Here is a 24,239-nt window from a genome sequence, read left to right as displayed (position 1 = left end):
TTTATTCGATTTTTTTATTTTCTATCAAATAATATCTAAATTTAACCGTAAAAAAACTAGAAGAAACTTATATCTCTTCTAGCTTTTTATATAAATGATAAAATCCATATTTTGCTGTTCGTTCTCTAATTTGTTGACGACTTCCGCTTAAATTAAGAGGAAAGACTACAGTTGGTTCATCCTTAATCGAAAGCCCAACAAATACTGTTCCTGGTTCTTTCTGTTCTGAAGCATCTGGCCCTGCTACCCCAGTGAAACTAATTCCAATATCCGCTTTTAGTACATCCTTAACATTTTCAGCAAGATAACGAGCACATTCTTTACTAACTGCACCATCAGTATGCAACACTTCTTCAGGCACACGTAAAACATATTGCTTCACATCATTATGATAACAAATGACACCGCCTTTAAACACAGAAGAAACACCAGCGTTTTCAGTTACTTGATTTCCAAAAAGACCACCTGTTAAACTTTCTGCACACGCTAAAGTTAACCCTTTTCTCTTCAATAACTCGATTGCCTTATAATGCAAAAATTCTTGGTCATATCCGTAGAAAAATTCTCCTACTCTTTCTAAAATCAAATCTTCCACATGTTGAATTAGTTTCTCCGCTTCGCTAACATTTTGATGCTTAGCGGTTAAACGTAATGTCACTTCTCCATCATTTGCTAACGGGGCAATTGTTGGGTTTGTTTGTCCATCAATTAAATCTTGAACTTTCACCTCTAATTGGGACTCCCCAATGCCGAAGAAACGAAGCACACGAGAATAAATGTTTTCTCCTGTTGTAAAATTACGTAAAAAAGGCTCTACGTAACTTACATACATTGGTTTCATTTCTTTTGGCGGCCCTGGTAATAAAATATAAACTTTTCCGTTCTTATTTACCCCCATACCCGGCGCCATACCGTGGTCATTTGCAAATACTGTTGCTCCATTTAAAACGAGCGCTTGCTTTTTATTATTCTCCGTAAATTCACGGCCTGTACGCTTAAAGTAATTACTTATTAAGGCTAATGCCTTTTCATCATACACAAGCTCTTCATCTAAACTAGCAGCTATCGTTTCTTTCGTTAAATCATCTTTTGTCGGTCCTAATCCACCTGTAAAAATAAGTATATCAGCACGTTCTTCCGCAGCTTCAATCGCCTTTTGCAATCGCTTATTATTATCACCAACAACAGTATGATAGTACACGTTAATTCCGATTGAAGCTAACTTTTCAGATAAAAACTGGGCATTTGTATTTGCAATTTGTCCAAGTAATAATTCAGTTCCAACCGCAATAATCTCAGCATTCATCCCAATTCCCCCATAAACTTCTATTTTGAGTTTACAAAAGCAGCTCTATTTTTCCAGAAATAATCCCATCCTGAAATAACAGTAAAGATTAATGCAATCCATATGAAGATATCCGCAACTGGAATATGGATTAAATTTAAAGGTACATCGTGTAATAAATATGCTGCAATCGCAATAATTTGTGTCCATGTCTTAATTTTTCCTAGCTGGTTTGCTGCAACTACTTCCCCTGTTCCAGCAAGTACAAGACGTAAACCAGTTACCGCAAACTCACGACTGATAATTACAATAACAATCCAAGCCGGTACATATTGCATCTCTACCAATGTAATAAGTGCTGCCGAAACAAGTAATTTATCAGCTAACGGGTCAAGAAACTTCCCTAAATTCGTTACAAGATTATATTTTCTTGCGTAATGTCCATCAATCCAATCTGTAGCTGAAGCAATGATAAAGATAAGTGCCCCCACTAAATGTTGAATCGGTAAATCAACATCACCAATTTTGTATGAACCCCAATCAAAGGGTGCTAACATAATTACCATAAAAATTGGAATTAAGAAGATTCTAGATATTGTAATTTTATTTGGTAAATTCACAGCTATTCCTCCATCATATCAAAAACATTTGTTCATCGAAAAAAAGTCATCGAAGCGATGACTGTTATTGTGCAGGTTGCTCTATCCCTTGGTTTTTTATCACCAATCTTTGGTGAAGTTCTTTTTCTGGATCCAATGGATAAGCGACCACTTGGCCATTCAGTTTAACTTCAACATTCGTTGCATTTCCAATATTAAGTCGCACTTCTTTTAATGTTGATACATCACGTTTTTCTATTTGGCCCTCTTGTACTGTAGCGTTTAGAATCACATTCCCAGCATCATCTTTAACATCTACATAACTCGCACCTTTACCCGATAATTCCAGTTCTAATGTTTTATTATTATGAATTTCCAAAGTAGATACCTTTCCAGTTGTTCCAACTACTTTCACTTCTTGCTGTCCAGTTGGTTGTGCTGGTTGCTCCTCTTTCTTTGGTTCTTCTTTCTTTGGTTCCTCTTTTTTTGGCTCTTCCGCTTTCACTTCATCTTTCTTCGTATCTAACGGAGAATCTTTCGCTTTTTGAACTTCAATTTTCTCACTTTGAGCACTCGGAACTTTTTCATCATCTTTTCCAGTTAACGCTTGAAACACAAACCAGATTACCACTCCAACTGCGATCACTAACAGCGCAACTAAGATTTTCGGCATGTGATCTGCAATTGGCCATGATGAAGATTTTTGCATTGTTTCTTGTGTTTTTTGTCCCGTTGATACTTGTGGAACTTCACGCTTTTCAGATTGTGGTATCGTACTCTGATGTTCTACGAGCAGTTCCTCTCCATTTAATCCAACCGCATCTGCGTATTGTTTAATGAATGCACGCGCATAAAAAGCTCCTGGCAATACATCATAATTGCCTTCTTCAATTGCCACTAAATGGCGTTTTTGAATTTTTGTAATCTCATGCAGCTGATCAATAGACAAGCCTTTCGCTTCTCTTGCTTCTTTCAGCTTTTGTCCCAATTCCGTCACTACTAACACCTCAATATTTCTTTAAAAGTCAAACATAGAGAAATTATTTTGCGTACCTTGCTCAATTTCATCTACTAAATTATATTGAATTTCTTCATCATAATCGTTACGCAACTCGATAATATAATCAAAATCATCCAATGTGTATTCTGACTGACTCACAAATACATCAGGATGTTCCACAACTTTCGTTGCAGGCAATCTCATAATTTCACGAACGAGCTGCCAATGTCTTTCGTTAGCACGCTTCGTTGACACAATTCCATCTAGGATGAAAATATTGTCATCGCTATACTCATCTTCAATTAATTGACTACGAACAGTTTGCTTAATAAGAGTAGATGATACAAATAACCACCTTTTATTTGCACAAACACTTGCAGCAACAATGGATTCTGTTTTTCCGACACGAGGCATTCCGCGTATCCCAATTAGTTTATGGCCTTCTTTTTTCATAATTTCTGCCATAAAGTCTACAAGTAGGCCTAATTCATCACGCACAAATCGAAATGTTTTCTTATCATCTGCATCTCGTTGTATGTACCTACCATGTCTAACCGCTAGCTTATCTCTTAGCTTGGGCGGACGATATTTCGTTACCGTTATGTTATCCATCGTATTTAAAATTGATTCAAGTCTAGAGATTTGCTCTTGATTATCACACATAAGAAGTAACCCACGTCGTGCATTATCTACACCATTAATTGTGACAATATTAATGCCGAGCATACCGATTAACGAAGAAACGTCACCAAGCAAGCCAGGTCGGTTTTTATGTATTTCATATTCAAAATACCATTCAATCATCCAAGATCACTCCCCTTGCTTACTTTACACCTACGTACTATATTATATGATTTCACCTTAATAGGGAAGCTAAATGTATAATCTACCCTGTGTAATTATTATACAAAAAAAGTAGAGAGGAGAATCTCCTCTCTACTTTTACTTATGTTGTACGAACTTAACCATTAAATTTGCAATTGTATGTTGCTCCTGTTCATCAGCAACTTTCCAAAGCTCAGCTAATAATTTCTCTTGGTCATTGCGTCCTTCTACCTCATTAGCAAGATAGTCGCCAACACGAAACGCCATATCTGATACCGCACCGCCATCTAAACCTTTGTCTTGCGCTTGCTCTAAACGTTCTCCTAAAAAGCTCTTCCACTGATCAAAATTATCTAATACTGACATAATTAAGCACCTCACTATTGAGTAATAAAATCATCCTTAATTTGTGCAACTATTCATTTTTTATGTAAGAATTTTTTAGCAGTGCCAACCGCCATTCACTCCGATAATTTGTCCAGTTATGTAAGACGCTCCTGGTGATACGAGGAATGAAACTGTTTTCGCTACTTCTTCTGGTAATCCTATTCTACCTAATGGTATATCTTCAGCAATTCCCATTTTATCTTCTTCAGAAAAAACACTTAACATTTCCGTTTCAATTGCTCCTGGTGCTACTGCATTCACACGTAATCCACTTAAAGAAACTTCTTTCGCTAAAGCTTTCACATATGAATTTTGTGCCCCTTTTACCATTGAATAAAGCACTTCACAAGAAGCCCCTATTTGTCCCCATATAGATGAAACAATTACAATATTACCACTTCTTCTCCCGATCATAGGCGGAAGTGCCATAGAAAGTAATTTATATACGTTCTTCACTTGAAGTTCTACCATATAATCCAATTCATCGTTTGTTACATCTGTTACTAGTCCAAAAATACTCTTCCCAGCTGCGTATACAATAACATCAATAGGATGTTCAATTTGTCCCCACAATTGCTCTGCTCCATCACTAGAAGCTAAATTCGCTTGAACAGGGATAACTTCTCCCCATGCCTTCTGCAATTCCAATACCTTTTCTTCACTGTTATTGTAATGAACATAAACTGTATATCCATCTTGAATTAATTGTTTCGAAATAGCAGAGCCAATTCCTCCGCTCCCTCCAGTTACTAACGCATACTTTTTCATAAAGTCCCTCTCTTATCTCTACAAGTTCAATTTTCACATAACTAAATAATACCCTCATCTTACAATTTTTCAATGATAAGATGAGGGTATCTTTTTAATTTTATTTTTTCGGTAACACCTGACAAATACTCATTTTGTCTTCTGATAACAATAATTTCGCTACTTCTTGTAAGTCTTGAACGGTTAGTCCTTCTAATACAGTCAATGCGTCAAATAGGCTAGATTCATTAAACGCGTATCGTGTAAATTGATTTGCAATATATTCTGGTGAATTCAACGAGCGTAAAAAACCACCAATTTTCTTTTTCTTCACTCGTTCTAATGCCGCCGCATCTAATTGATCATAATCTGTTTTTAATAAAATATCTTTTAAACGATTTGCCAATTCATCAGGTTGTTTCGTATCACCGCCAACCATTGCAAAACCGAAGTTATTTTCTTCTGTATAGTCATACGAGAATGAATCATCAATAAGCCCTTCATTATATAAAGTTTCGTAATGAACAGAACTTTTCCCAAATAAATAATCTAAGAGTAACGTAAGCGCAATTTCTTGTTTTAAAAGCGCTTGCCCCTTTTCCTTTAAATTAGTCGCTTTAATACCAACTAAACATTTCGGTGTTTGCACAGGCATTGAAATAATTTTTTTCTTTTCATTTACCTCATTTGGTTCTTCTTCAAATGAACGCACAATTTCTGGCTGGTTTTTATAATCTTTTTTCGCTTGATTTTCACGTACTAAATCCATTGTTTTCTCTGGATCAATTGCACCCACAACAAATAATAACATATTGCTCGGATGATAAAATGTTTCATAACATTCATACAATAAATCTTTCGTAATTTTACTAATAGATTCGATTGTCCCTGCAATATCAATTTTAATTGGGTGTTTTACAAACAAGCTATCAATTAACCCGAAGTACAAACGCCAATCTGGGTTATCTTGATACATTTGAATTTCTTGCCCAATTATCCCCTTCTCTTTTTCAACCGTTTTTTCAGAGAAATAAGGCTCTTGCACGAAGTTTAGCAATGTATTTAAATTTTGTTCTACGTTTGAAGTACATGAAAAAAGGTAAGCTGTTCGTGTAAAGGATGTAAAAGCATTTGCCGATGCTCCTTGTTTACTAAACAATTGGAAAGCATCGTGATCTTCTTTTTCAAATAATTTATGCTCAAGAAAATGTGCAATTCCATCAGGCACACGAATCATTTCTTCTTTCCCTAATGGTACAAATGTATTATCTACAGAACCATATTTCGTCGTAAACGTCGCAAATGTTTTATTAAATCCTTGTTTCGGTAAAACGTATACATCTAATCCATTAGGAAGTTTTTCATAATAAAGTGTTTCTTTTAATTGCTCATAAACAATTTTCTCCATTTACTCTCCCTCCGTTCCTTGTAAAAAGTAAATTGTATCTAGTTCAATATTTTTAGCAACTTTTACAATTTCTTCTTTCGTCACACTTTCTATACCTGTAAGCCATTCTTCAACTGGACGTGTACGATCTGAAATAATACCATGATATAGCATTTCTACAAAGCCACGTGGTGTATCAATTGCCTCTAATATTTGATTTTGGATGACACTTTTTGTTTGATGTATTTCTTCTTCAGAAAACTCTCCGTTTTGCATCGCAAGCATTTGTTCTTTAATAATCTCAACTGCTTTTTCATAATTTTTCGCTTCGATTCCTGACATAACAAATAATAAACCTTTATGACTTTCAAAGCGCGATGCTGCATAGTACGCTAAACTATTTTTTTCACGCACATTTACGAATAACTTCGAATGAGAAAAGCCACCAAACAATCCATTGAACAATTGCAATGCAAAATAATCTTCATCTTTATATGTGACAAATGTACGATAACCGATGTGTAATTTACTTTGTTTTAATTCTTGTTTTTCAACAACTTCTTTTTCTTCATTATTTCGTCTATGAAGGAGTACATTTCTTTCTCTCACTGGACGAGTTGAAATAGAAAAATACTTACTTACAAGATCAACGGCGTTTTCTGAAATATCACCAATAATATATAGATCCATTTCATCTTCCGCTAACACCTTTTGATAATATTGATACAAACTTTCATTTGTAATAGACATAACACTCTCTTTTTTTCCATTTGCACTTAAACGATACGGTTCTACTTTGCACATTTCTTCAATTAAACGCTCGTTTGCATAACGCATTTTATCATCATAAGTAGCTTCAATTCTCTGTAACAGTGCTCTTTTTTCACTTTCTACGATAGAAGATAGGAAACCGTTCCCCTCCGTTGCTGGATGTAACACAATATCTGACAACATAGAAAGCGCTTTTTCAAATAACGGTGGTGCATCATGTAAATAAACTTCATTTGCAATGTCTACATAAATGGAGATAATATGGTCTTCCCCTTTTTTACTTACATCTACCGCTAAAGAAGATCCGTATAATTCTTCTAAATATTGACGAAGACGAATTACAGAAGGTAATTTTTCTGTCGCACTTTGCAATACGTATGGCAATAGGGCACGCTCTGTCACCGTCTCCTCATTTAAAGGCGCTTTAAAACGAAATACAAAGGTATTCGTTTTATATTTATCAGTCGGAATAATATGTACGCGCAAACCACCTAACTCATGTAGTTGTTGTTCCATTAGTTTCATTTATAGCCCTCCTTTACGTATATAGGAATATTCCTCTTCAATATACAGTTTTTAGAAATAAAAAATCAACTTTTCTCCCTTATTATGCTTACATATGATTCTTTCTAAAAACTTTAATATGTAAGGAACATAGTAAAATTCCGTATTAAATATATTCTATGTAAAAAAGCCCACACTAATGTGCGAGCTTTTTTATACTTATAAAATACTTATCGTTTTCCTTTTTCATAAGGAGTTCCTAAAGCTTTCGGAGCTTCAGAACGACCTACAAAACCAACAAGCGCTAATATTGTGAATATATATGGTAATATCGTTAATAAAACACTTGGAATTTGATCTAATACAGGGATTGTTCCGCCCGTTACACTTAGAGATTGCGCAAAACCAAAGAATAGAGCTGCACCTAGTGCGCCTAGTGGATTCCACTTTCCAAAAATCATAGCAGCTAAAGCTAAGAAACCTTGTCCTGTAATAGTTGCCCCTGAGAAGTTATTAGAAATTGACATTGCAAAAATCGCTCCACCAATTCCAGCAAACACTCCTGAAATACAGACTCCAATATAGCGCATTTTATATACGTTAATCCCCATCGTATCCGCTGCCATTGGGTGTTCACCAACAGCACGTAGACGAAGACCGAACGGTGTTTTATAAATAACATACCAAACAACGAATGCTAAAATAATGGCAATATATGACGTTATTGGTACGTTCGAGAAAAATATTTTCCCTAAAACCGGAATATCCGAAAGGCCTGGAATATCAATCTTTTCAATACGATACTGAATAAAGTCAGTCTGCCCTTTATCAAAAATCTTCTTAATTGCAAATACTGTTAAACCAAGAGATAAGAAGTTAATGGCTACACCACTTACAACTTGATCTGCTCGGAATGTAATAGAAGCTACCGCATGAAGTAATGCAAATAATCCACTACCAATTGCCGCAAATAGTAACGCAATCCACGGAGTCATCGTTCCCCAAGTATCACCCATTAATAAGTTTGTAACGACTCCAATAAATGCACCAAATAGCATTAGTCCTTCTAATCCGATGTTTACAACACCCGATCGTTCACTAAATACACCACCTAGTGCTGTGAAAATGATAGGTGCCGATGTATATAACGTACCCGTCACAAGAATGGCTAATATATCTAAAAAGCTCATTTATTTCCCCTCCTTGCTCATGCGTGTAAGCGCCCATCTTAACACATAACTACATGCAACAAAGAAGATGATACATGCAATAATTACATTAATAAGCTCTGACGGTACATCTGCCTCAAAGTTCATTTGAGGGGAAGCACTTTTCAAACCACCAAATAATAAAGCTGAAAGGATTATACCAAACGGATTATTCCCTCCAAGTAATGCTACGGCAATCCCATCAAATCCTACTCCTGTAAACGAAGACATCGCTGTCATACTCTGGAATGTCCCTAATCCTTCCATCGCTCCACCAATCCCCGCAAATGCACCAGCAATTGTCATGGAGAATACTACATTACGAGAAACTTTCATACCTGCATATTGAGAAGCATGCTGATTAAATCCTACTGACTTTAATTCGTAACCTAAAGTTGTTCGATCTAATAAGAACCACATTAAAATAGCGATTAAAATTGCTACAATAATTCCCCAGTGTAGACGTGAACCATCAGTAATAGAAGCAAGCCAGTCTGAAGATAGTGACGCACTCTCTTTAATATCATACGTTTTGTCATTACCCGCATGTAAGAAACGCTTAATGATGTCATACGTTACATACAAAGCGATATAGTTCATCATAATAGTTACAATAACTTCATTCACTTGAAACTTCCCTTTTAAATATCCCGGAATGAAGCCCCAAATTCCGCCCACCAATGCTGCAAATAAAATAGATAATGGAATATGAAGGAAAGCTGGTAGTGAGACTGCATAACCGAACCAAACCGCTGCAAGCCAACCAACTAACAATTGACCCTCTACCCCGATATTAAATAAACCTGTACGAAATGCAAACGCCACCGATAAGCCAGCAAGAATAAGCGGTATCATTGTACGAAGCGTTTCACCAATCGCACTTGCGCTGCCGAACATTCCTGTCCAAAGTGCACTATAACCAACAATTGGATCATAGCCACTAACTAGCATTACAATCGCTCCTACAAGTAAGCCGAAAATAACGGATAGTACTGGGACTAAAATATTTATCGTTCGTTCTGTTAAAAGCTTTTTAGCCATTTGTACCCACCTGCTCCTTCTTTGTTCCTCCAGCCATTAACAATCCAAGCTGTTGTTCATTCGTTTCTTTCGCATCAACTATTGCTACAATTTCCCCTTCATAAATAACAGCAATTCGATCGCTAACATTTAAGATTTCATCTAACTCTAATGATAAAAGTAATACACCTTTTCCTTTATCCCTTTGCTCTATTAATCTCTTATGAATAAATTCAATTGCTCCTACATCTAAACCACGTGTTGGCTGTGCCGCAATTAATAAATCTGGATTTCGGTCTACTTCACGTGCAATAATTGCTTTTTGTTGATTCCCCCCAGATAGAGCGCGTGCTAACGTTTGCTCACTAGGTGTACGCACATCAAACTGTTCAATAAGAGCCTTTGCTTTTTCTGTAATTTTGCTGAAATTTAAAATCCCTTTCTTTGAAAATGGATTTTTATAATACGTTTGCAGAACTATATTATCTCTAACAGAAAAATCAAGAACGAGTCCGTGTTTATGACGATCTTCTGGAATATGACCAATTCCTTCTTCTGTTATTCTTCTAACAGGCCAATTTGTTATTTCTTTTCCTTTAATTGCAATAGAACCTGACTCAACTTTTCGTAAACCAGTAATTGCTTCTATTAATTCACTTTGTCCGTTTCCATCAATCCCTGCAATCCCAACAATTTCCCCCGCACGAACAGTTAAGTCAAGGCCTTTTACAGCAGGTAGTTGACGTGCATCGTGAACAACAAGGTTTGCAATTGAAAGTACCTCTTCTTTTGGCTTCGCGTCTATTTTTTCTGTTTTAAAATTCACTTGACGTCCGACCATTAATTCTGCAAGTTTATTTTCATCCGTATTTGCAACGTCAACCGTTCCAATCCCTTTTCCTTTACGAATAATCGTACAACGATCGCAAACTTCCATAATTTCTTTCAACTTATGTGTAATAAGAACAATAGATTTTCCTTCTTGCACAAGCTTTTTCATAATTTGAATTAGCTCATGAATTTCTTGCGGTGTTAACACAGCTGTTGGTTCATCAAATATTAAAATTTCTGCACCGCGGTAAAGAGTTTTCAAAATCTCAACACGCTGCTGCATACCAACTGAAATATCCTGTATTTTCGCATATGGATCTACAGATAAACCGTATTGTTCAGACAGTTTTTGAATTTCTTTAGCAGCTTCCTCAACAGCAATTTTCCCTTTTTTCTTCGGTTCATTTCCGAGAATAATATTCTCTGTAACTGTAAAATTATGAACAAGCATAAAGTGTTGATGGACCATTCCAATACCAAGGTCATTTGCTATATTCGGATTTGTGATTTTTACAGGTTTACCTTTAATTTTAATTTCACCCTGCTCTGGTTGGTACAAACCAAATAGTACATTCATCAATGTGGATTTCCCTGCACCATTTTCTCCAAGTAAAGCATGTATCTCACCCTGCTTTACTTGCAGCGTAATATCATCATTCGCTACAATGCCTGGGAATACTTTCGTAATGTTATTCATCTCAATTACGTATTCCATTGTGTTCCTCCTTTTAACAGGGAACATTCCCTATTACACTATTAACTTATTAAGCAATTCGGAAGTTTTATACATACAAAGGTTAGTTCTATGAACTAACCTTTGCTATTTCTCTATTTATTTTTTTAGAGAAGCTTCATATTCTTTATACTCTTTATCTGTAGCTGGCACTTTAATTTCACCGGCTGTAATTTTCTTTTCAAGCTCTTCTACTTTTGTTAAAATTTCAGGGTTAACTTTTTTCACGTTATCAGTTGTTTTTGAAATACCAATACCGTCATCTTTTAAGCCAAACTCTTCAATTTTCCCGCCTTTTAAATTCCCATCTTTTGCTTCTTTAGCTACTTTTTCTACTGCTACATCAACACGTTTAATCATTGAAGTTAATGTTACATTTTCAGGCATACCTTCTTGATGTTGGTCACGGTCAACACCGATTACCCAAACATTTTCACCTTTTTTCTTACGGTTTTTCGCTTCTGTGAACACACCGTTACCTGTACCACCAGCAGCATGATAAATTACGTCTACGCCTTGACCATACATTGCTGAAGCAAGAACTGTACCTTTTTCAGGCTTATCGAATGCTTCTGCATATTCAGATACGATTTCAATGTTTGGATTTACTGCCTTTGCACCAGCTTTAAATCCATTTTCAAATTTACTAATTAAATCACTTTTCATTCCACCAACAAATCCTACTTTATTCGATTTTGTTGACATAGCTGCTACCGCACCTACAAGGAATGATCCTTCATGATCTTTAAACGTAATACTCGTTACGTTCGGTGCATCTACAACAGTATCTACGATTGCAAATTGTTGTTTTGAAGATTCTTTTGCTACTTCTTTAATTGCACCTTCTAATTTATAACCAATTCCGAATGTTAAATCATATTTATCTTTTGAGAATTTTTTTAAATTCGGAATATAATCAGCTTCTTTTTCAGACTGAAGGTAACGATAATTTGTCTTTTCTTTTAAACCATTATCTTTACCAAACTTTTGTAACCCTTCCCAAGAAGATTGGTTAAATGACTTATCATCAACGCCCCCAACATCCGTTACGAGACCAACCTTGAAGTCTTTATTGTCTTTCGTGTCTTTCTTGTCACTGCTCGCCTTATCCGAGTTACCACATGCACCTAAAACTGTACTTGCTGCTAAAGTTAATGATAATAAAAGGCCTGCTTTTTTCTTCATACTAGAAACCCCTCCAAAAATGATATATATTTATTTATTCTTACGCTGCTGTTCCTTACTTCTTGCTGTCACCTCCCTAAAAAGGAATTTACCTACATACGCTTTCTTAATACGTGGAAGCTAAATTTATCAGCTCTAAAGTAATTGATAGAATATAAGATTGGCTCATCATTTTGATCATAGTGCATTTGTTTTAATACAAGCAGTGCTGTTTCAGGCTCACATTCTAAAATTGGTGAGATTTTAGGGTGATAGCCAATTGGCTCAATGTGAGCAACCGCATATGTTATGCGCTTATGCGTGTTATTATGTATCACCGTTAATAATGATTCCTCATTATAACCCGATAAGTCTGGCAATATTTCTTTTGCAAGTTTATCGATACAATACACAACAGGTTCCCCATCTGCTGTACGCACGCGTTCAATCATCACTGCATTAAAACCATCTTCACTATTAAACTTCTCTTTTTCCTCTTCTGTTAAAGTTGTAGTAGATGATGATAAAAAGATTGTTCCTGGTGTTTTCCCCACACTAGAAATCATATCTGTAATACTAGAAAGTTGTTCTATTCCAGAAGAAAATAATGGCTTTGCATTTACAAATGTCCCTACACCATGTCTACGAATGACAACATTTTCTTCTTCTAAAATACGCAACGCTTCCCTTAAAGTCGCTCTACTTACGCCAAGTTCTTTCGCTAAATCAAACTCTGATGGTAACTTTTGTCGTTCTTTATAAGCGCCATCTTTAATTTTTTCTTTGATGTGATCAATCACCCGTAGATATAGGTGACGACTATCAGATTTTACTGACATAAGACTCCCCCGCATTTCAATTATTCGACCTCTGATGTAAGACTTCTTTTCTCTTTTTTCAACTTACAACATAGTACAAATGACTAAACACCAAAATAAGTGTAATTGTCGAATAAATAATAATAATTTTTTAAAATAAAATTTTCACTCTTTATTGCATAAAAAAAACTTTGCACCATAAACATTCCTCATTTCGAGAAAAAGTTCGGCACAAAGATCCTTTACATCCTTTGTTACACACTTTTCCCCTCATAGTCTAGCAATTCATGGTTGCCAGGTAGAAACTTATGGACCTTATCTCCAAGATTATATGAGGCAGTGATTCTTTTCGAAGTAATCTTACCACTTGCTCTCATACGTGTCAACAAAATCTAACATTTTTCTGCATTAAATATCGAACATTTACATAAAACATACTCAAAGTATTCGTATTCTAAAGGGCGCCCCTAAATGTAAGCCCTTTCTTTATCGCTGAGTATAGTATATAACAAAAACACTATATAAAAAAGCCTAATTGTAAAAACAATTAGGCTTTTTTTAAGAACTTTTTTCTTGTACATCATTAATGAGTACTTCTCTCGGTTTACTCCCTTCATACGGACCTACTACACCATTCATTTCCATTGCATCAATTAGGCGAGCAGCTCGCGTATAACCTACTCTAAACCTACGTTGTAACATAGAAACAGATGCTGTTTGCATTTCCACTACAAGTTGAACCGCTTCATCATATAATTCATCTTCTACTTCCTGCTTCGTATCAGGAACATCTTGCGGAATCATATCTTCTTGATATTGTGCTTTTTGCTGTCCAATAACATATTCTACAACTCTCTCAACTTCATCATCTGATAAAAATGCGCCTTGTACACGTACAGGTTTCGATGCACCAATTGGTATAAACAGCATGTCTCCACGACCTAGTAGCTTCTCTGCACCACCACCGTCAAGAATTGTACGAGAATCTGTTTGAGAAGATACAGCGAATGCAATACGTGATGGAATATTTGCTTTAATAACACCCGTAATAACGTCAACTGACGGACGTTGCGTTGCAATAATTAAATGAATACCAGCAGCACGAGCCATTTGCGCTAGACGCATAATCGCATCCTCTACATCAGACGAAGCAACCATCATTAAATCTGCTAACTCGTCCACAATTACTACAATATAAGGTAATTCGGGTTGTTTCGCTTCTGATTGACTATTATGCTCTTTTATATAATCGTTGTATCCTTCAATGTTACGTGTACCACTATGAGCAAACAATTCATAACGACGTTCCATTTCACTCACAACTTTTTTCAATGCTTGCGATGCTTTTTTCGGATCAGTTACAACTGGCGTTAACAAATGAGGCACACCGTTATATACATTTAGCTCTACCATTTTCGGGTCAATCATCATTAATTTTACTTCATGTGGTTTTGCACGCATTAAAATACTAACAATAATACCGTTAATACATACACTTTTCCCGCTACCTGTCGCACCAGCTACGAGTAAATGAGGCATTTTATTTAGACGGGCTAATACAGCTTCACCTGTAATATCTCGGCCAAGACCAATTAACAACTTCTCTTCCGGATGATTATTAGCCTTAGAGTCAAGAACTTCCCTCAGCGTTACCATCGAAACTTCTGAGTTTGGAACTTCGATCCCTACAGCTGATTTCCCGGGAATTGGCGCTTCAATACGAATGTCCTTTGCAGCTAAAGCAAGGGCTAAATCATCACTTAAACTGACAATTTTGCTTACCTTTACCCCCATATCAGGATACACTTCATATTTTGTAACTGCAGGACCTCTATGCACTTTTGTTACTTTCGCTTTCACTCCGAAACTTTGGAATGTACGTTCTAATTTACGAGCATTCTCATAAATTTCCGCATTTTCATTTGTAACTTGCTTATTCTTTGGAAATTTTAATATATCAAGTGAAGGAAGCTTGTAATCTTTATTTTCTACATTTGAAAATTGCATAGGAGGTGCTTGCGCTTCACTCTCTAACGATTCAACAATTTTTTCTCCACGCTTTTTCTTTGGTTCTTCAATTGGCGGAGTCTCTTCAATAAACGGTGAAGTGATCAACTCTTCTTGCTCTACTTCGATTCGTTTATCCTCTTCTTCATTTACAGGATAATTCTCAGTGAAATTCGAAATAATCGGAGGATCAATTGAGATTTCTTCCATCGGCTCAATAATTTCTTCTTGTTCTGCAGCACGTTTGCTTCTTGTGCTTCTTGTTGTTTTTTTCTTTTCTGTTTGTTCAGCCGTTCTTTTGGCTCTCCAATCTTTATAATCCCCTTGCATCACTTGAAACTGACTTCTAAGAATTCTACCAACTGGAGCTAACACTTCTCCAATATGCTTATTTGTTATACAAAGTATACCGAGAATAACTAGAATAATACCAATGATATAAGCTCCTACTTCGTCAAATAAGAAGTAACATGTTGCGAACATAAGCGCACCAAACATACCACCACCTAAATGAACGCTATCTGGCCCCTTTTTCATTTCAAGAAAGAAGTTATCTTTCGTACTCACAATAACAGAAGTATTTTGCACTGCTCCATCTTTTGTAAGAAGGTTAAATAATGTAATATGACTAAACATTAATATCGCCAATACAATTAAATAAAATCCAATTAATCGTTTATTTAAAAGGTTCGGCCATCCGCGTTTTATAACAAAGGAAACCGATAAAGCTATTACACCTAACACACCAATTATGTACCACTCACCAAAGAAGAAGCGAAAAAATAACACAAACGATTTCCCTACAACGCCTAGCTGTAAAATCGTAATGATTGAAAGTGCAAAAAGAGTTAAACCGACGATTTCATAATACAAAGTTGGCTTTATCGTACGTCTTGCCTTTGCCTTCGTCCCTCTTTGCTTTTGTTTTGCCATTTCTTCACCTCGTGTTCTACATATAAGTAAAGCTTCCTTCAAAACGCTCTATTTATATGTCTGTTTTCTCTATTTTTCTGGTCTTTATATCTTCTATTTTTACACTTCTTGTAAAATGCTAAATAAACAGAAGAAAGCAGCCTACTCATGGCTGCTCAACCGTCTTGTTTTTTATATTATACCATAGCTTCTAAACAAAATCCTTCTTTTTGCTAAAAGGTTATTTTCTGACCGGGCTCAAACTCTAAATAGTGAAGTGGGTCCGTACTTAGCACACGTACAATAGAATAACATCCATGTTCCTCTTCAGAAACCATTAATTCCACACCATTTATATTTACAACTTTTTGACTTTCACATTGTGAATAATCGACCGGATACACAAGTTGCTCTGGCATAATTGTATATAAAATCATTGTAGCATTGTCCCTTCTGTACTATCTTCCGCACGAACATCTATTAATTCGTTTAATTTTCGAATCGCATTTCCAATACCGCCGACATCATCTATAAGACCGTACTTTACTGCATCCCCACCAATTACATTCGTCCCAATATCTCGCGTTAAATTTCCTTTCGCAAACATAAGCTCTTTAAAACGATCTTCTGTTACTTTCGAGTGCTTCGTCACAAAACGAATGACTCTTTCTTGCATCTTATCCAAATACTCAAATGTTTGTGGCACACCTATGACAAGACCTGTTAAACGAATTGGATGAATTGTCATCGTCGCAGTTTCCGCAATAAACGAATAGTCAGTAGAAACAGCAATCGGTACACCGATGGAATGTCCCCCACCTAAAACTAGAGATACTGTTGGTTTTGAAAGTGAAGCTACCATTTCAGAAATTGCTAGCCCAGCTTCAACGTCACCTCCAACTGTATTTAATATTAAAAGCAAACCTTCAATTTTCGGATTTTGTTCAATCGCAACAATTTGCGGAATGATATGCTCATATTTTGTTGTTTTATTTTGCGGTGGTAATTGAACATGACCTTCCACTTGTCCGATAATCGTTAAACAATGAATACGTGATTCATTCATCTGTGGTACATTTGTCTGTCCAAGCTGTTGAATTTTTTCAACTATTGAAGCCTCTTTTCCAGCTTCTTTTGGCTCAGCTTCTTTTTCTTCATTTGTATATCGATCACGTTCTGTCATTTCGCATCCCCTTTCACTCGTATATAACTATTATTTCTTAAGTTATAAATTTCATTCGATAGGGTTAAAAAGAAAAAAGATCACCCATAAGGGTGATCTTTTTATACTTCCATAATAATCGGTAAAATCATAGGTTTCCTCTTTGTCTCTTCGTACAAGAACTGTCCTAATAATTCACGAATATTTTGTTTTAACATTGACCATTCAATTGAATATTCTTTAATTGACTGCTCAACAATCATACGTACAATCTCTGTAGATCGTTCAATTAACGCTTCTGATTCACGAACATATACGAAACCACGTGAAATGATTTCTGGACCAGAGATAATTTTCTTTTCATCTTTACCAAGCGTTACAACAACTACTAGTATTCCATCTTGAGATAACATCTTTCTATCTCGAAGAACGATATTACCAACGTCACCTACACCTAATCCATCAATTAAAACATTACCAGCTTGTACTTTACCGACTAAGTTTGCTTCATCGTCACCAAAAGCAATTACATCGCCTTTTTCTACGATAAAGATATTTTCTCTTGTAATACCTACATCTTCAGCTAAATATGCATGTGCTTTTTGCATACGGAACTCACCATGTACGGGTACAAAGTACTTTGGTTTCATTAAATTTAACATTAATTTTAATTCTTCTTGGCTACCGTGACCTGACACGTGAACTTTTCGTTCGCCGTAATAAACAACTTCAGCTCCAGCTCTAAATAACAAATCAATAATTTTTGATACAGATATTTCATTACCCGGAATTGGCGAAGCAGCAATGATAACAGTATCACCTTTACGAATTGAAATTTGTTTATGCGCTTGTTTTGCCATTCTAGATAGAGCAGCCATCGGTTCACCTTGACTACCTGTCGTTAAAATAGCTACCTTTTTCTCTGGGAAGTTGTCTACTTCTTGTAATGAAATAACCATACCTTCTGGAACATCTAAATAACCAAGACGTCTTGCAATGTCTACTACTTTCACCATACTACGTCCTACTACTGCTACTTTTCGCCCTGTTTCAGCAGCTGCATCAAATACTTGTTGAATACGATGTACATTCGATGCAAATGAAGCAACGATAATGCGACCTTCTGCGCCGTAGAACACTTTAGAGATTTCTACACCAACTTCTTTTTCTGAACCTGTATAGCCTGGGCGCTCTGCATTTGTACTATCAGATAATAAGCAAAGTACGCCTTCATTTCCGATTTGTGCCATTTTACCAAGGTCTGCTCCACTATTTCCAATTGGAGTTTGATCGAATTTAAAGTCTCCCGTATATACGACTGCACCTTTTGATGTATGGAAACAAACGCCAACAGAATCCGGAATACTATGTGTCGTTCCGAAGAATGACACCGTTGTAGTGTTAAATTCTACTGTTGAATTTGAATCGATTGTTTTTAGGTCTACACGGCCTAACATGCCCGCTTCACCAAGTTTTTCTTGTATAAGTCCTACTGTTAATTTCGTTGCATAGACTGGAATAGATAATTTACGAAGTACATACACAATTCCACCAATATGATCTTCATGACCGTGAGTAATAAATAAACCTTTTACTCGCTCTTGATTTTCCACTAAATATGTAATATCAGGAATAACGATATCAATTCCAAACATTTCATCTCCCGGGAACATTAACCCTGCATCTACGATAAAGATTTCAGAATCAATTTCAACACAGTACATGTTTTTCCCGATTTCACCTACTCCACCAAGAGCAAATACTTTAACAGACTCATTCTCTTTTCTCTTCATGTTGTTGCCTGGTTTAAAAATCTTTCAAACACTGATTTCACTAAAATTGCAGAGACACCAGGGGAAACTCTACAACCACCATATATTCACCGTCCAAGACGAATGTCCTTACCGTTATGCGATATCATGTCCTTGTTTATTTTTTAAACCAGGTTTCACCTCTCTTTCATTATATAAATCAAATATCTTATTCGATATGATATGAAAATGTAATCAAATTATAATTTTTACCAATTTTGCTAAGCATACCCGTACTAAGCTACTTAGCCATATTATACCTGATACAAGAAATAGAACACAAGTTAAATCGTGCGAAAGAAAGAGTAAAAGAACGGAATGACAATAAAAGTATCGAACGTATTTCCTTTATATTTACTCCGATTTTATACTCCATATTATTTTGAAGAACTAGCCATACATACGCTAAATTCATTTCATAATAGGGAGTTTCAAGATTTATTTTTCTAGAATCCAACAAAAACACTTACAAAATGGAGTTTTTTTATGAATTACGTCACATTTTAGGGGATTTCTCTAAAAACAGACACCGTGGTTTATTACGTTTATTCCATAATATCTATCATTTTTTGACTCAGTTAAAGGGGGATGATTATTTTCTTATACATATAATGAAGAAGCGATTAATGTTCTTATAAAAACACATATAGGTGAAAAAAAGAGGAAAAGATTTGCATATAATAAAAAATGACCTAGTTCTACACTAGGTCATTTTTTATTAACGAGGGATAGATTGCATAACAGATTGTAACGTTACTCTTTCCTCTTCTGTTAATGGAAGAAGTGGTAAACGTACAGAACCTACATCTAATCCAACCATTTGTAACGCTGTTTTTACTGGAGTTGGACTTGGCGCCATAAATAATGAATCAGTTACTCTTACAAGTAATTGATGTAATTTTTGTGCCTTCTTAAACTCTCCTACTTGAAATGCTGTAATCATCTCTTGCATTTCGTTTCCGATAACATGAGATGCTACCGAAACGATACCTTTCGCTCCAACTGCCATAGCTGGTAACGTTAAACCGTCATCACCGCTGTATACCGCAAAGTCGTCCGCTGTTTTTTCAATGATTTCTGTCATTGTTAACACATCGCCGCCGGCATCTTTAATAGCAACAATGTTTTCTATTTCTGATAAACGAACAACTGTATCAACGGAGATTTGTACAATAGATCGTCCTGGAACGTTATATAGCATAACCGGAAGCGGCGTGCTTTCAGCAATTGCTTTAAAATGCTGATACATTCCTTCTTGACTCGGTTTGTTATAATACGGTGCTACTAGCATTACTGCATCCACACCAACTTCTGTTGCCTTTTTAGTTAAGTCAATAGAAGCATGCGTATTATTGCTACCTGTTCCAGCGATTACGGGCACTCTTTTATCGACAACAGATACGACATGGCGATATAACGCTACTTTCTCTTCTGAAGTTAATGTAGGAGATTCTCCTGTCGTTCCTCCTACCACGATTGCTGTTGTACCGTTATCAATTAAATAATTTACCAATTTCGTTGTCTTTGCAAAATCGATATTCCCGTTTATATCAAACGGTGTTACCATCGCGGTTGCAATTGTCCCAAAATCTATCATGGTCTCACTCCTTATTGTTCCAGTTGCTTTTCTTTTGAAAGCTCAAACGCACTATGTAATGCATTTACAGCCTCCACTAAATCAGTTTCTTTTACAAGAACCCAAATTGTTGTATGACTATCTGCCGATTGCAGGATTTGAATACCTTTTTCCGCTAAAGCTGTAACGATTTTCGCAGTAACCCCTGGGTATCCTGCCATTCCAGCCCCAACGATAGATACTTTCGCACAATGTTCTGTCACAATTGGCTCATATCCAAGGTTCTGTAATAATTTAACTGCATGACTTGATACATTATCACTCACTGTATATGCTACGCCAGTAGGTGAAATATTAATTAAATCAACACTTATTCCTTCGTTCGCCATCTCTTTAAACACATGTTGTTGCAAATCATATGCCGTTTCTTTTGCAAGCACTTTAATTTGCGTTACGTTTGATACGTGGGCAATGCCTGTAACAGGACGTTCTTCTACATCACGACCTCTTGTAGCACCGTCATATGCTGAAATAAGCGTACCTTCACTATCAGAATACGTAGAACGTACACGAAGTGGCACTTTTGCATGCATCGCAATTTCAACTGCACGTGGATGAACGACTTTCGCACCTTGATAAGCCATGTTACAAATTTCGTTATACGTTACAGTTTGAAGATGACGTGCATCTTTTACAATACGAGGATCCGCAGTCATAACACCTTCTACATCAGTGAATATATCGATGTATTCAGCATGAAGTGCAACACCTAATGCTGAAGCTGAAGTATCACTACCTCCGCGTCCAAGTGTTGTCGTATCACCTTTTTTCGTTTGTCCCTGGAATCCTGTAACGACGATTACATCTACATTTTCTAACTCTTCATGTATACGATCGCAATTCATTTCAATAATCTTTGCATTCGTAAAGTCATCATTCGTTACAAAACCAGCTTGTGCACCATTTAATGCTGCTGCTTTTATACCGTTCTCATTCAACATATTAGAGAAAACAATTGCAGAGATTAACTCTCCACACGATAATAATAAATCTTGCTCACGCTTAGAAATAGTAGATTCCTCTTGATTTACAAGACTTAATAACGTATCCGTTGCATATGGTTCACCTTTACGGCCCATAGCAGATACGACAGTAACTACTTTATAACCAGCAGCTAATGATTTTTTTATATGATGAAGCGCATGCTTACGTCCATTGTCATCACGTACTGATGTGCCACCAAATTTTTGAACAATTATTTTCATATTTTGCACCTTCTCTTAGCCGTTTACACTAATTGTAATTTTACTAAGCTCTCTGCAATTTGAACAGAATTCCATGCAGCGCCTTTTAATAAGTTATCAGATACGACCCAAAGATGGAATCCTTTATCGTTATTTAAATCTTTACGGATTCTTCCAACGAATACTTCGTTTTTACCTACTGCAGTAGCTGGCATTGGATATAACTGCTCTTCTGGATTATCTTGTAGAACAATACCTTCCGCATTTGCAAGTAAGCTCTTTAATTCTGCTACTGTTACGCCTTCTTTTTCTACTTCGATGTAAACAGACTCAGAGTGTCCTGATACAACTGGTAAACGTACACATGTTGCCGCTACTTCTAATTCAGGCATATGCATAATTTTTTTCGTTTCGTTAATCATTTTCATTTCTTCAAACGTAAATCCATTATCTTGGAATTTATCAATCTGTGGAATCGCATTAAAAGCAATTGGGAAATGCTTCTTATCACCTGATACAGGAAGAACATTTGCCTTAACTTCTTCGCCATTTAAGATTGCTTGTGATTGTTCATGCAGTTCTTCAATAGCTGCCGCACCAGCACCTGATACAGCTTGATATGTGGAAACGATTACTCGTTTTAAACCATATTGCTGACGAACTGGCTCAAGAGCTACTACCATTTGAATTGTAGAACAGTTTGGATTTGCAATAATACCATTATGTTCTTTTAAGTCGTTTTCATTTACTTCAGGTACAACAAGTGGCACGTTTTCTGTCATACGGAATGCACTTGTATTATCAACAACAATCGCACCGCGTTTTGCTGCTTCTGGCGCTAATTGTTTCGATACAGATCCACCAGCACTAAATAGTGCAATATCTACTCCTTCAAAGCTTTCAGGAGTTGCCTCTTGAACTGTAAATTCTTCGCCTTTAAATACAAGTTTCTTACCTGCAGATCGTTTAGATGAAAGTAACGTTAATTTCCCGATTGGAAATTCTCGTTTCTCTAAAGTATTTAACATTTGTTCACCAACTGCGCCGGTTGCTCCAACTACAGCGACATGAAAAGTTTTTTGCTTTTCCATCACTATGCCCCTTTCTAGATACCAATCCTTCTATAACTTAGAATCAGAAGGAGTATACAATACCCCTTCTAATCTTAATAACGTTAATTTTATCATATTCTACAGTAAGAATGATGGTTTCATCAAAAATTGTCCGTTTTTTTTCGTTTTTTAATTCATATATCTGAATTTTTCTACGACCACCGGTTGCAATTGCTTCCCTTGCAGCGCTTCTAATACTGTATCTTCCAGTAACTCCATACGAGCTACCATTGAGTTCGGTTTTTTCTCTGGCGCATCTTGACCGAATGGGACGAAGTAGATGTTTTTCGTTGCCATTAGGCGCATGAGGTTGACACCAACAGGGTGATAACAAAAGTAGGATTTTTTATTTCTTCTATTATATATAGAAATCATGTTTTGTTAAATTGTTATAATTTTATATGGAAGAAAAATTTTCTAAGCATAAAGTATTCATTTTATTATTTCATAAACAATCTCTACATCTTTGTTTTTTGATATAATAATACAGTTATTAACATCAACTAGGAGGAACATTCTTTGAAAAAACTAATTATTGCAGGACTATCAATAGGACTTTTAGCTGGATGTGGTTCTACAGATAGCAAGAGTGAAGCTAAAGACAATACAGCACAAAGTAGCACATCAGAAACTAATAATAAAAAAACAAGTAAGCATCCTTTCCCTAAAGATGCCACACCAGTTGGAGAAGGAAAGATAAAAGTTAGTACACCAGCAGGAAACTCTGAAAATGGAAATGCACCAGTTTTATTTGCAAATAATAATGATTTAATGCTGCATCTTGGTATAGATTATGCTAACTTCCAAGGAGACAAACAAACATTTGTTTATGTTGATAAGATTTTCAAAGAAACATTACAAGTCGCAGAATTAACTCAAACGTCAATTATTTTAAGTGAAGATACATTAAAACCAGGGGTACATACAGTTACAGCAGTTCAATTTGAAAATGATGATCCAAAAGGTAAAGTATTAAATTTCATTGAGGCTAAATACGAAGTTAAAGAAAAGAAATAATACATACTTAATATATAATTTCTTTTAGGGGGCATCTTCATGAAAGTTGTACGCTCTATATTTAAAGGCTTTCGTTTAATGGGTTTAATTGTAAAGCCAGTACTTAAAGCATTATCTAA

General features: G+C 35.9%; 21 protein-coding genes, 1 pseudogene and 1 riboswitch. Of the genes and pseudogenes, 1 reads left to right on the top strand and 21 read right to left on the bottom strand.

Going from position 1 to position 24,239, the window contains the following annotated elements; genetic code table 11:
• Positions 1–67 precede the first annotated feature (67 nt).
• From cinA to spoVFB, 21 genes and pseudogenes are all read right to left on the bottom strand, one after another.
• A complete protein-coding gene (gene cinA / locus ACTFO4_RS05765; protein ID WP_000990690.1) occupies positions 68–1,306 on the bottom strand; it encodes a competence/damage-inducible protein CinA in 1,239 nt (412 codons plus the stop codon).
• A gap of 20 nt (positions 1,307–1,326) precedes the next feature.
• A complete protein-coding gene (gene pgsA / locus ACTFO4_RS05760; RefSeq protein ID WP_001052967.1) occupies positions 1,327–1,905 on the bottom strand; it encodes a CDP-diacylglycerol--glycerol-3-phosphate 3-phosphatidyltransferase in 579 nt (192 codons plus the stop codon).
• A 64-nt stretch (positions 1,906–1,969) separates the two neighbouring features.
• Positions 1,970–2,881 carry a helix-turn-helix domain-containing protein gene (locus tag ACTFO4_RS05755; RefSeq protein ID WP_000137461.1) on the bottom strand — a complete coding sequence of 304 codons (912 nt, stop codon included), beginning with the start codon at positions 2,879–2,881 and terminating at the stop codon, positions 1,970–1,972.
• A 21-nt stretch (positions 2,882–2,902) separates the two neighbouring features.
• The gene (locus ACTFO4_RS05750) at positions 2,903–3,688 is read right to left on the bottom strand and encodes a DUF3388 domain-containing protein (protein WP_000574107.1); all 786 of its coding nucleotides are present in this window, start codon (positions 3,686–3,688) and stop codon (positions 2,903–2,905) included.
• Positions 3,689–3,826: 138 nt separating this feature from the next.
• Entirely contained in the window at positions 3,827–4,075 is a 249-nt protein-coding gene (locus tag ACTFO4_RS05745; RefSeq protein WP_000114450.1) for a DUF3243 domain-containing protein, read from the bottom strand.
• A gap of 75 nt (positions 4,076–4,150) precedes the next feature.
• Positions 4,151–4,864 carry an elongation factor P 5-aminopentanone reductase gene (gene ymfI / locus ACTFO4_RS05740; protein ID WP_000759604.1) on the bottom strand — a complete coding sequence of 238 codons (714 nt, stop codon included), beginning with the start codon at positions 4,862–4,864 and terminating at the stop codon, positions 4,151–4,153.
• Positions 4,865–4,964: 100 nt separating this feature from the next.
• Positions 4,965–6,251, bottom strand: a complete 1,287-nt coding sequence (gene yfmH / locus ACTFO4_RS05735) for an EF-P 5-aminopentanol modification-associated protein YfmH (RefSeq protein ID WP_000411976.1) — start codon at positions 6,249–6,251, stop codon at positions 4,965–4,967.
• Positions 6,252–7,526 (bottom strand): EF-P 5-aminopentanol modification-associated protein YfmF, encoded by a 1,275-nt coding sequence (gene yfmF, locus ACTFO4_RS05730; protein ID WP_000772418.1) that lies wholly within the window; start codon positions 7,524–7,526, stop codon positions 6,252–6,254.
• Positions 7,527–7,735: 209 nt separating this feature from the next.
• Positions 7,736–8,695 carry an ABC transporter permease gene (locus ACTFO4_RS05725; RefSeq protein WP_000008856.1) on the bottom strand — a complete coding sequence of 320 codons (960 nt, stop codon included), beginning with the start codon at positions 8,693–8,695 and terminating at the stop codon, positions 7,736–7,738.
• Positions 8,696–9,754: an ABC transporter permease gene (locus ACTFO4_RS05720; protein ID WP_001085254.1), complete on the bottom strand. Its 1,059-nt coding sequence runs from the start codon at positions 9,752–9,754 to the stop codon at positions 8,696–8,698.
• A complete protein-coding gene (locus tag ACTFO4_RS05715; RefSeq protein WP_000456914.1) occupies positions 9,747–11,279 on the bottom strand; it encodes an ABC transporter ATP-binding protein in 1,533 nt (510 codons plus the stop codon). Before ACTFO4_RS05715 ends, ACTFO4_RS05720 begins: the two co-directional genes overlap by 8 nt.
• A 117-nt stretch (positions 11,280–11,396) precedes the next feature.
• Entirely contained in the window at positions 11,397–12,482 is a 1,086-nt protein-coding gene (locus tag ACTFO4_RS05710; RefSeq protein ID WP_000725771.1) for a BMP family lipoprotein, read from the bottom strand.
• A gap of 92 nt (positions 12,483–12,574) precedes the next feature.
• On the bottom strand, positions 12,575–13,300 hold the full coding sequence (locus ACTFO4_RS05705) for a GntR family transcriptional regulator (protein ID WP_000114182.1): 726 nt from the start codon (positions 13,298–13,300) through the stop codon (positions 12,575–12,577).
• Between the two features lie 232 nt (positions 13,301–13,532).
• Positions 13,533–13,634: riboswitch (purine riboswitch) on the bottom strand.
• A 203-nt stretch (positions 13,635–13,837) separates the two neighbouring features.
• Positions 13,838–16,219, bottom strand: a complete 2,382-nt coding sequence (locus ACTFO4_RS05700; RefSeq protein ID WP_001118782.1) for a DNA translocase FtsK — start codon at positions 16,217–16,219, stop codon at positions 13,838–13,840.
• A gap of 212 nt (positions 16,220–16,431) precedes the next feature.
• A complete protein-coding gene (locus tag ACTFO4_RS05695; protein ID WP_000605036.1) occupies positions 16,432–16,635 on the bottom strand; it encodes a YlzJ-like family protein in 204 nt (67 codons plus the stop codon).
• On the bottom strand, positions 16,632–17,381 hold the full coding sequence (gene tepA / locus ACTFO4_RS05690) for a translocation-enhancing protein TepA (RefSeq protein WP_000139806.1): 750 nt from the start codon (positions 17,379–17,381) through the stop codon (positions 16,632–16,634). Before tepA ends, ACTFO4_RS05695 begins: the two co-directional genes overlap by 4 nt.
• Before the next feature lie 101 nt (positions 17,382–17,482).
• Positions 17,483–19,153, bottom strand: coding sequence for a ribonuclease J (locus ACTFO4_RS05685; RefSeq protein WP_000823096.1), 1,671 nt, complete (start codon positions 19,151–19,153; stop codon positions 17,483–17,485).
• A 736-nt stretch (positions 19,154–19,889) separates the two neighbouring features.
• Complete coding sequence (dapA, locus tag ACTFO4_RS05680) at positions 19,890–20,768, bottom strand: 4-hydroxy-tetrahydrodipicolinate synthase (RefSeq protein ID WP_000564766.1); 879 nt, start codon at positions 20,766–20,768, stop codon at positions 19,890–19,892.
• 11 nt (positions 20,769–20,779) lie between these two features.
• Positions 20,780–22,012: an aspartate kinase gene (gene dapG / locus ACTFO4_RS05675; protein ID WP_000692451.1), complete on the bottom strand. Its 1,233-nt coding sequence runs from the start codon at positions 22,010–22,012 to the stop codon at positions 20,780–20,782.
• 23 nt (positions 22,013–22,035) lie between these two features.
• Positions 22,036–23,082, bottom strand: a complete 1,047-nt coding sequence (gene asd / locus ACTFO4_RS05670; RefSeq protein ID WP_000414847.1) for an aspartate-semialdehyde dehydrogenase — start codon at positions 23,080–23,082, stop codon at positions 22,036–22,038.
• Between the two features lie 150 nt (positions 23,083–23,232).
• A pseudogene (spoVFB, locus tag ACTFO4_RS05665) lies at positions 23,233–23,421 on the bottom strand (dipicolinate synthase subunit B); the annotation flags it as partial.
• 201 nt (positions 23,422–23,622) lie between these two features.
• On the opposite strand from spoVFB, the gene ACTFO4_RS05660 reads away from it, so the two are divergent.
• Positions 23,623–24,120 (top strand): hypothetical protein, encoded by a 498-nt coding sequence (locus ACTFO4_RS05660; RefSeq protein WP_257115638.1) that lies wholly within the window; start codon positions 23,623–23,625, stop codon positions 24,118–24,120.
• The last annotated feature ends 119 nt before the right edge of the window (positions 24,121–24,239 follow it).

The organism is Bacillus cereus group sp. MYBKT14-1 (assembly GCF_051915185.1).
Taxonomy (GTDB): domain Bacteria; phylum Bacillota; class Bacilli; order Bacillales; family Bacillaceae_G; genus Bacillus_A; species Bacillus_A cereus.
The sequence above is the reverse complement of the archived record's forward strand: the minus strand, read 5'-3'. Positions and strand labels throughout refer to the sequence as shown.

Bases quoted from the DNA above. Each gene is read 5' to 3' on its own strand.
- dapA (WP_000564766.1), bottom strand. From the start codon at position 20,768: ATGATAGATTTTGGGACAATTGCAACCGCGATGGTAACACCGTTTGAT.
- ACTFO4_RS05700 (WP_001118782.1), bottom strand. From the start codon at position 16,219: ATGGCAAAACAAAAGCAAAGAGGGACGAAGGCAAAGGCAAGACGTACG.
- ACTFO4_RS05695 (WP_000605036.1), bottom strand. From the start codon at position 16,635: ATGATTTTATATACAATTATGCCAGAGCAACTTGTGTATCCGGTCGAT.
- cinA (WP_000990690.1), bottom strand. From the start codon at position 1,306: ATGAATGCTGAGATTATTGCGGTTGGAACTGAATTATTACTTGGACAA.
- ACTFO4_RS05705 (WP_000114182.1), bottom strand. From the start codon at position 13,300: ATGTCAGTAAAATCTGATAGTCGTCACCTATATCTACGGGTGATTGAT.
- ACTFO4_RS05725 (WP_000008856.1), bottom strand. From the start codon at position 8,695: ATGAGCTTTTTAGATATATTAGCCATTCTTGTGACGGGTACGTTATAT.
- ACTFO4_RS05745 (WP_000114450.1), bottom strand. From the start codon at position 4,075: ATGTCAGTATTAGATAATTTTGATCAGTGGAAGAGCTTTTTAGGAGAA.
- ACTFO4_RS05715 (WP_000456914.1), bottom strand. From the start codon at position 11,279: ATGGAATACGTAATTGAGATGAATAACATTACGAAAGTATTCCCAGGC.
- ymfI (WP_000759604.1), bottom strand. From the start codon at position 4,864: ATGAAAAAGTATGCGTTAGTAACTGGAGGGAGCGGAGGAATTGGCTCT.
- tepA (WP_000139806.1), bottom strand. From the start codon at position 17,381: ATGACAGAACGTGATCGATATACAAATGAAGAAAAAGAAGCTGAGCCA.
- yfmF (WP_000772418.1), bottom strand. From the start codon at position 7,526: ATGAAACTAATGGAACAACAACTACATGAGTTAGGTGGTTTGCGCGTA.
- asd (WP_000414847.1), bottom strand. From the start codon at position 23,082: ATGGAAAAGCAAAAAACTTTTCATGTCGCTGTAGTTGGAGCAACCGGC.
- ACTFO4_RS05685 (WP_000823096.1), bottom strand. From the start codon at position 19,153: ATGAAGAGAAAAGAGAATGAGTCTGTTAAAGTATTTGCTCTTGGTGGA.
- ACTFO4_RS05750 (WP_000574107.1), bottom strand. From the start codon at position 3,688: ATGATTGAATGGTATTTTGAATATGAAATACATAAAAACCGACCTGGC.
- ACTFO4_RS05710 (WP_000725771.1), bottom strand. From the start codon at position 12,482: ATGAAGAAAAAAGCAGGCCTTTTATTATCATTAACTTTAGCAGCAAGT.
- ACTFO4_RS05720 (WP_001085254.1), bottom strand. From the start codon at position 9,754: ATGGCTAAAAAGCTTTTAACAGAACGAACGATAAATATTTTAGTCCCA.
- dapG (WP_000692451.1), bottom strand. From the start codon at position 22,012: ATGAAAATAATTGTTCAAAAATTTGGTGGCACATCAGTACGTGATGAC.
- yfmH (WP_000411976.1), bottom strand. From the start codon at position 6,251: ATGGAGAAAATTGTTTATGAGCAATTAAAAGAAACACTTTATTATGAA.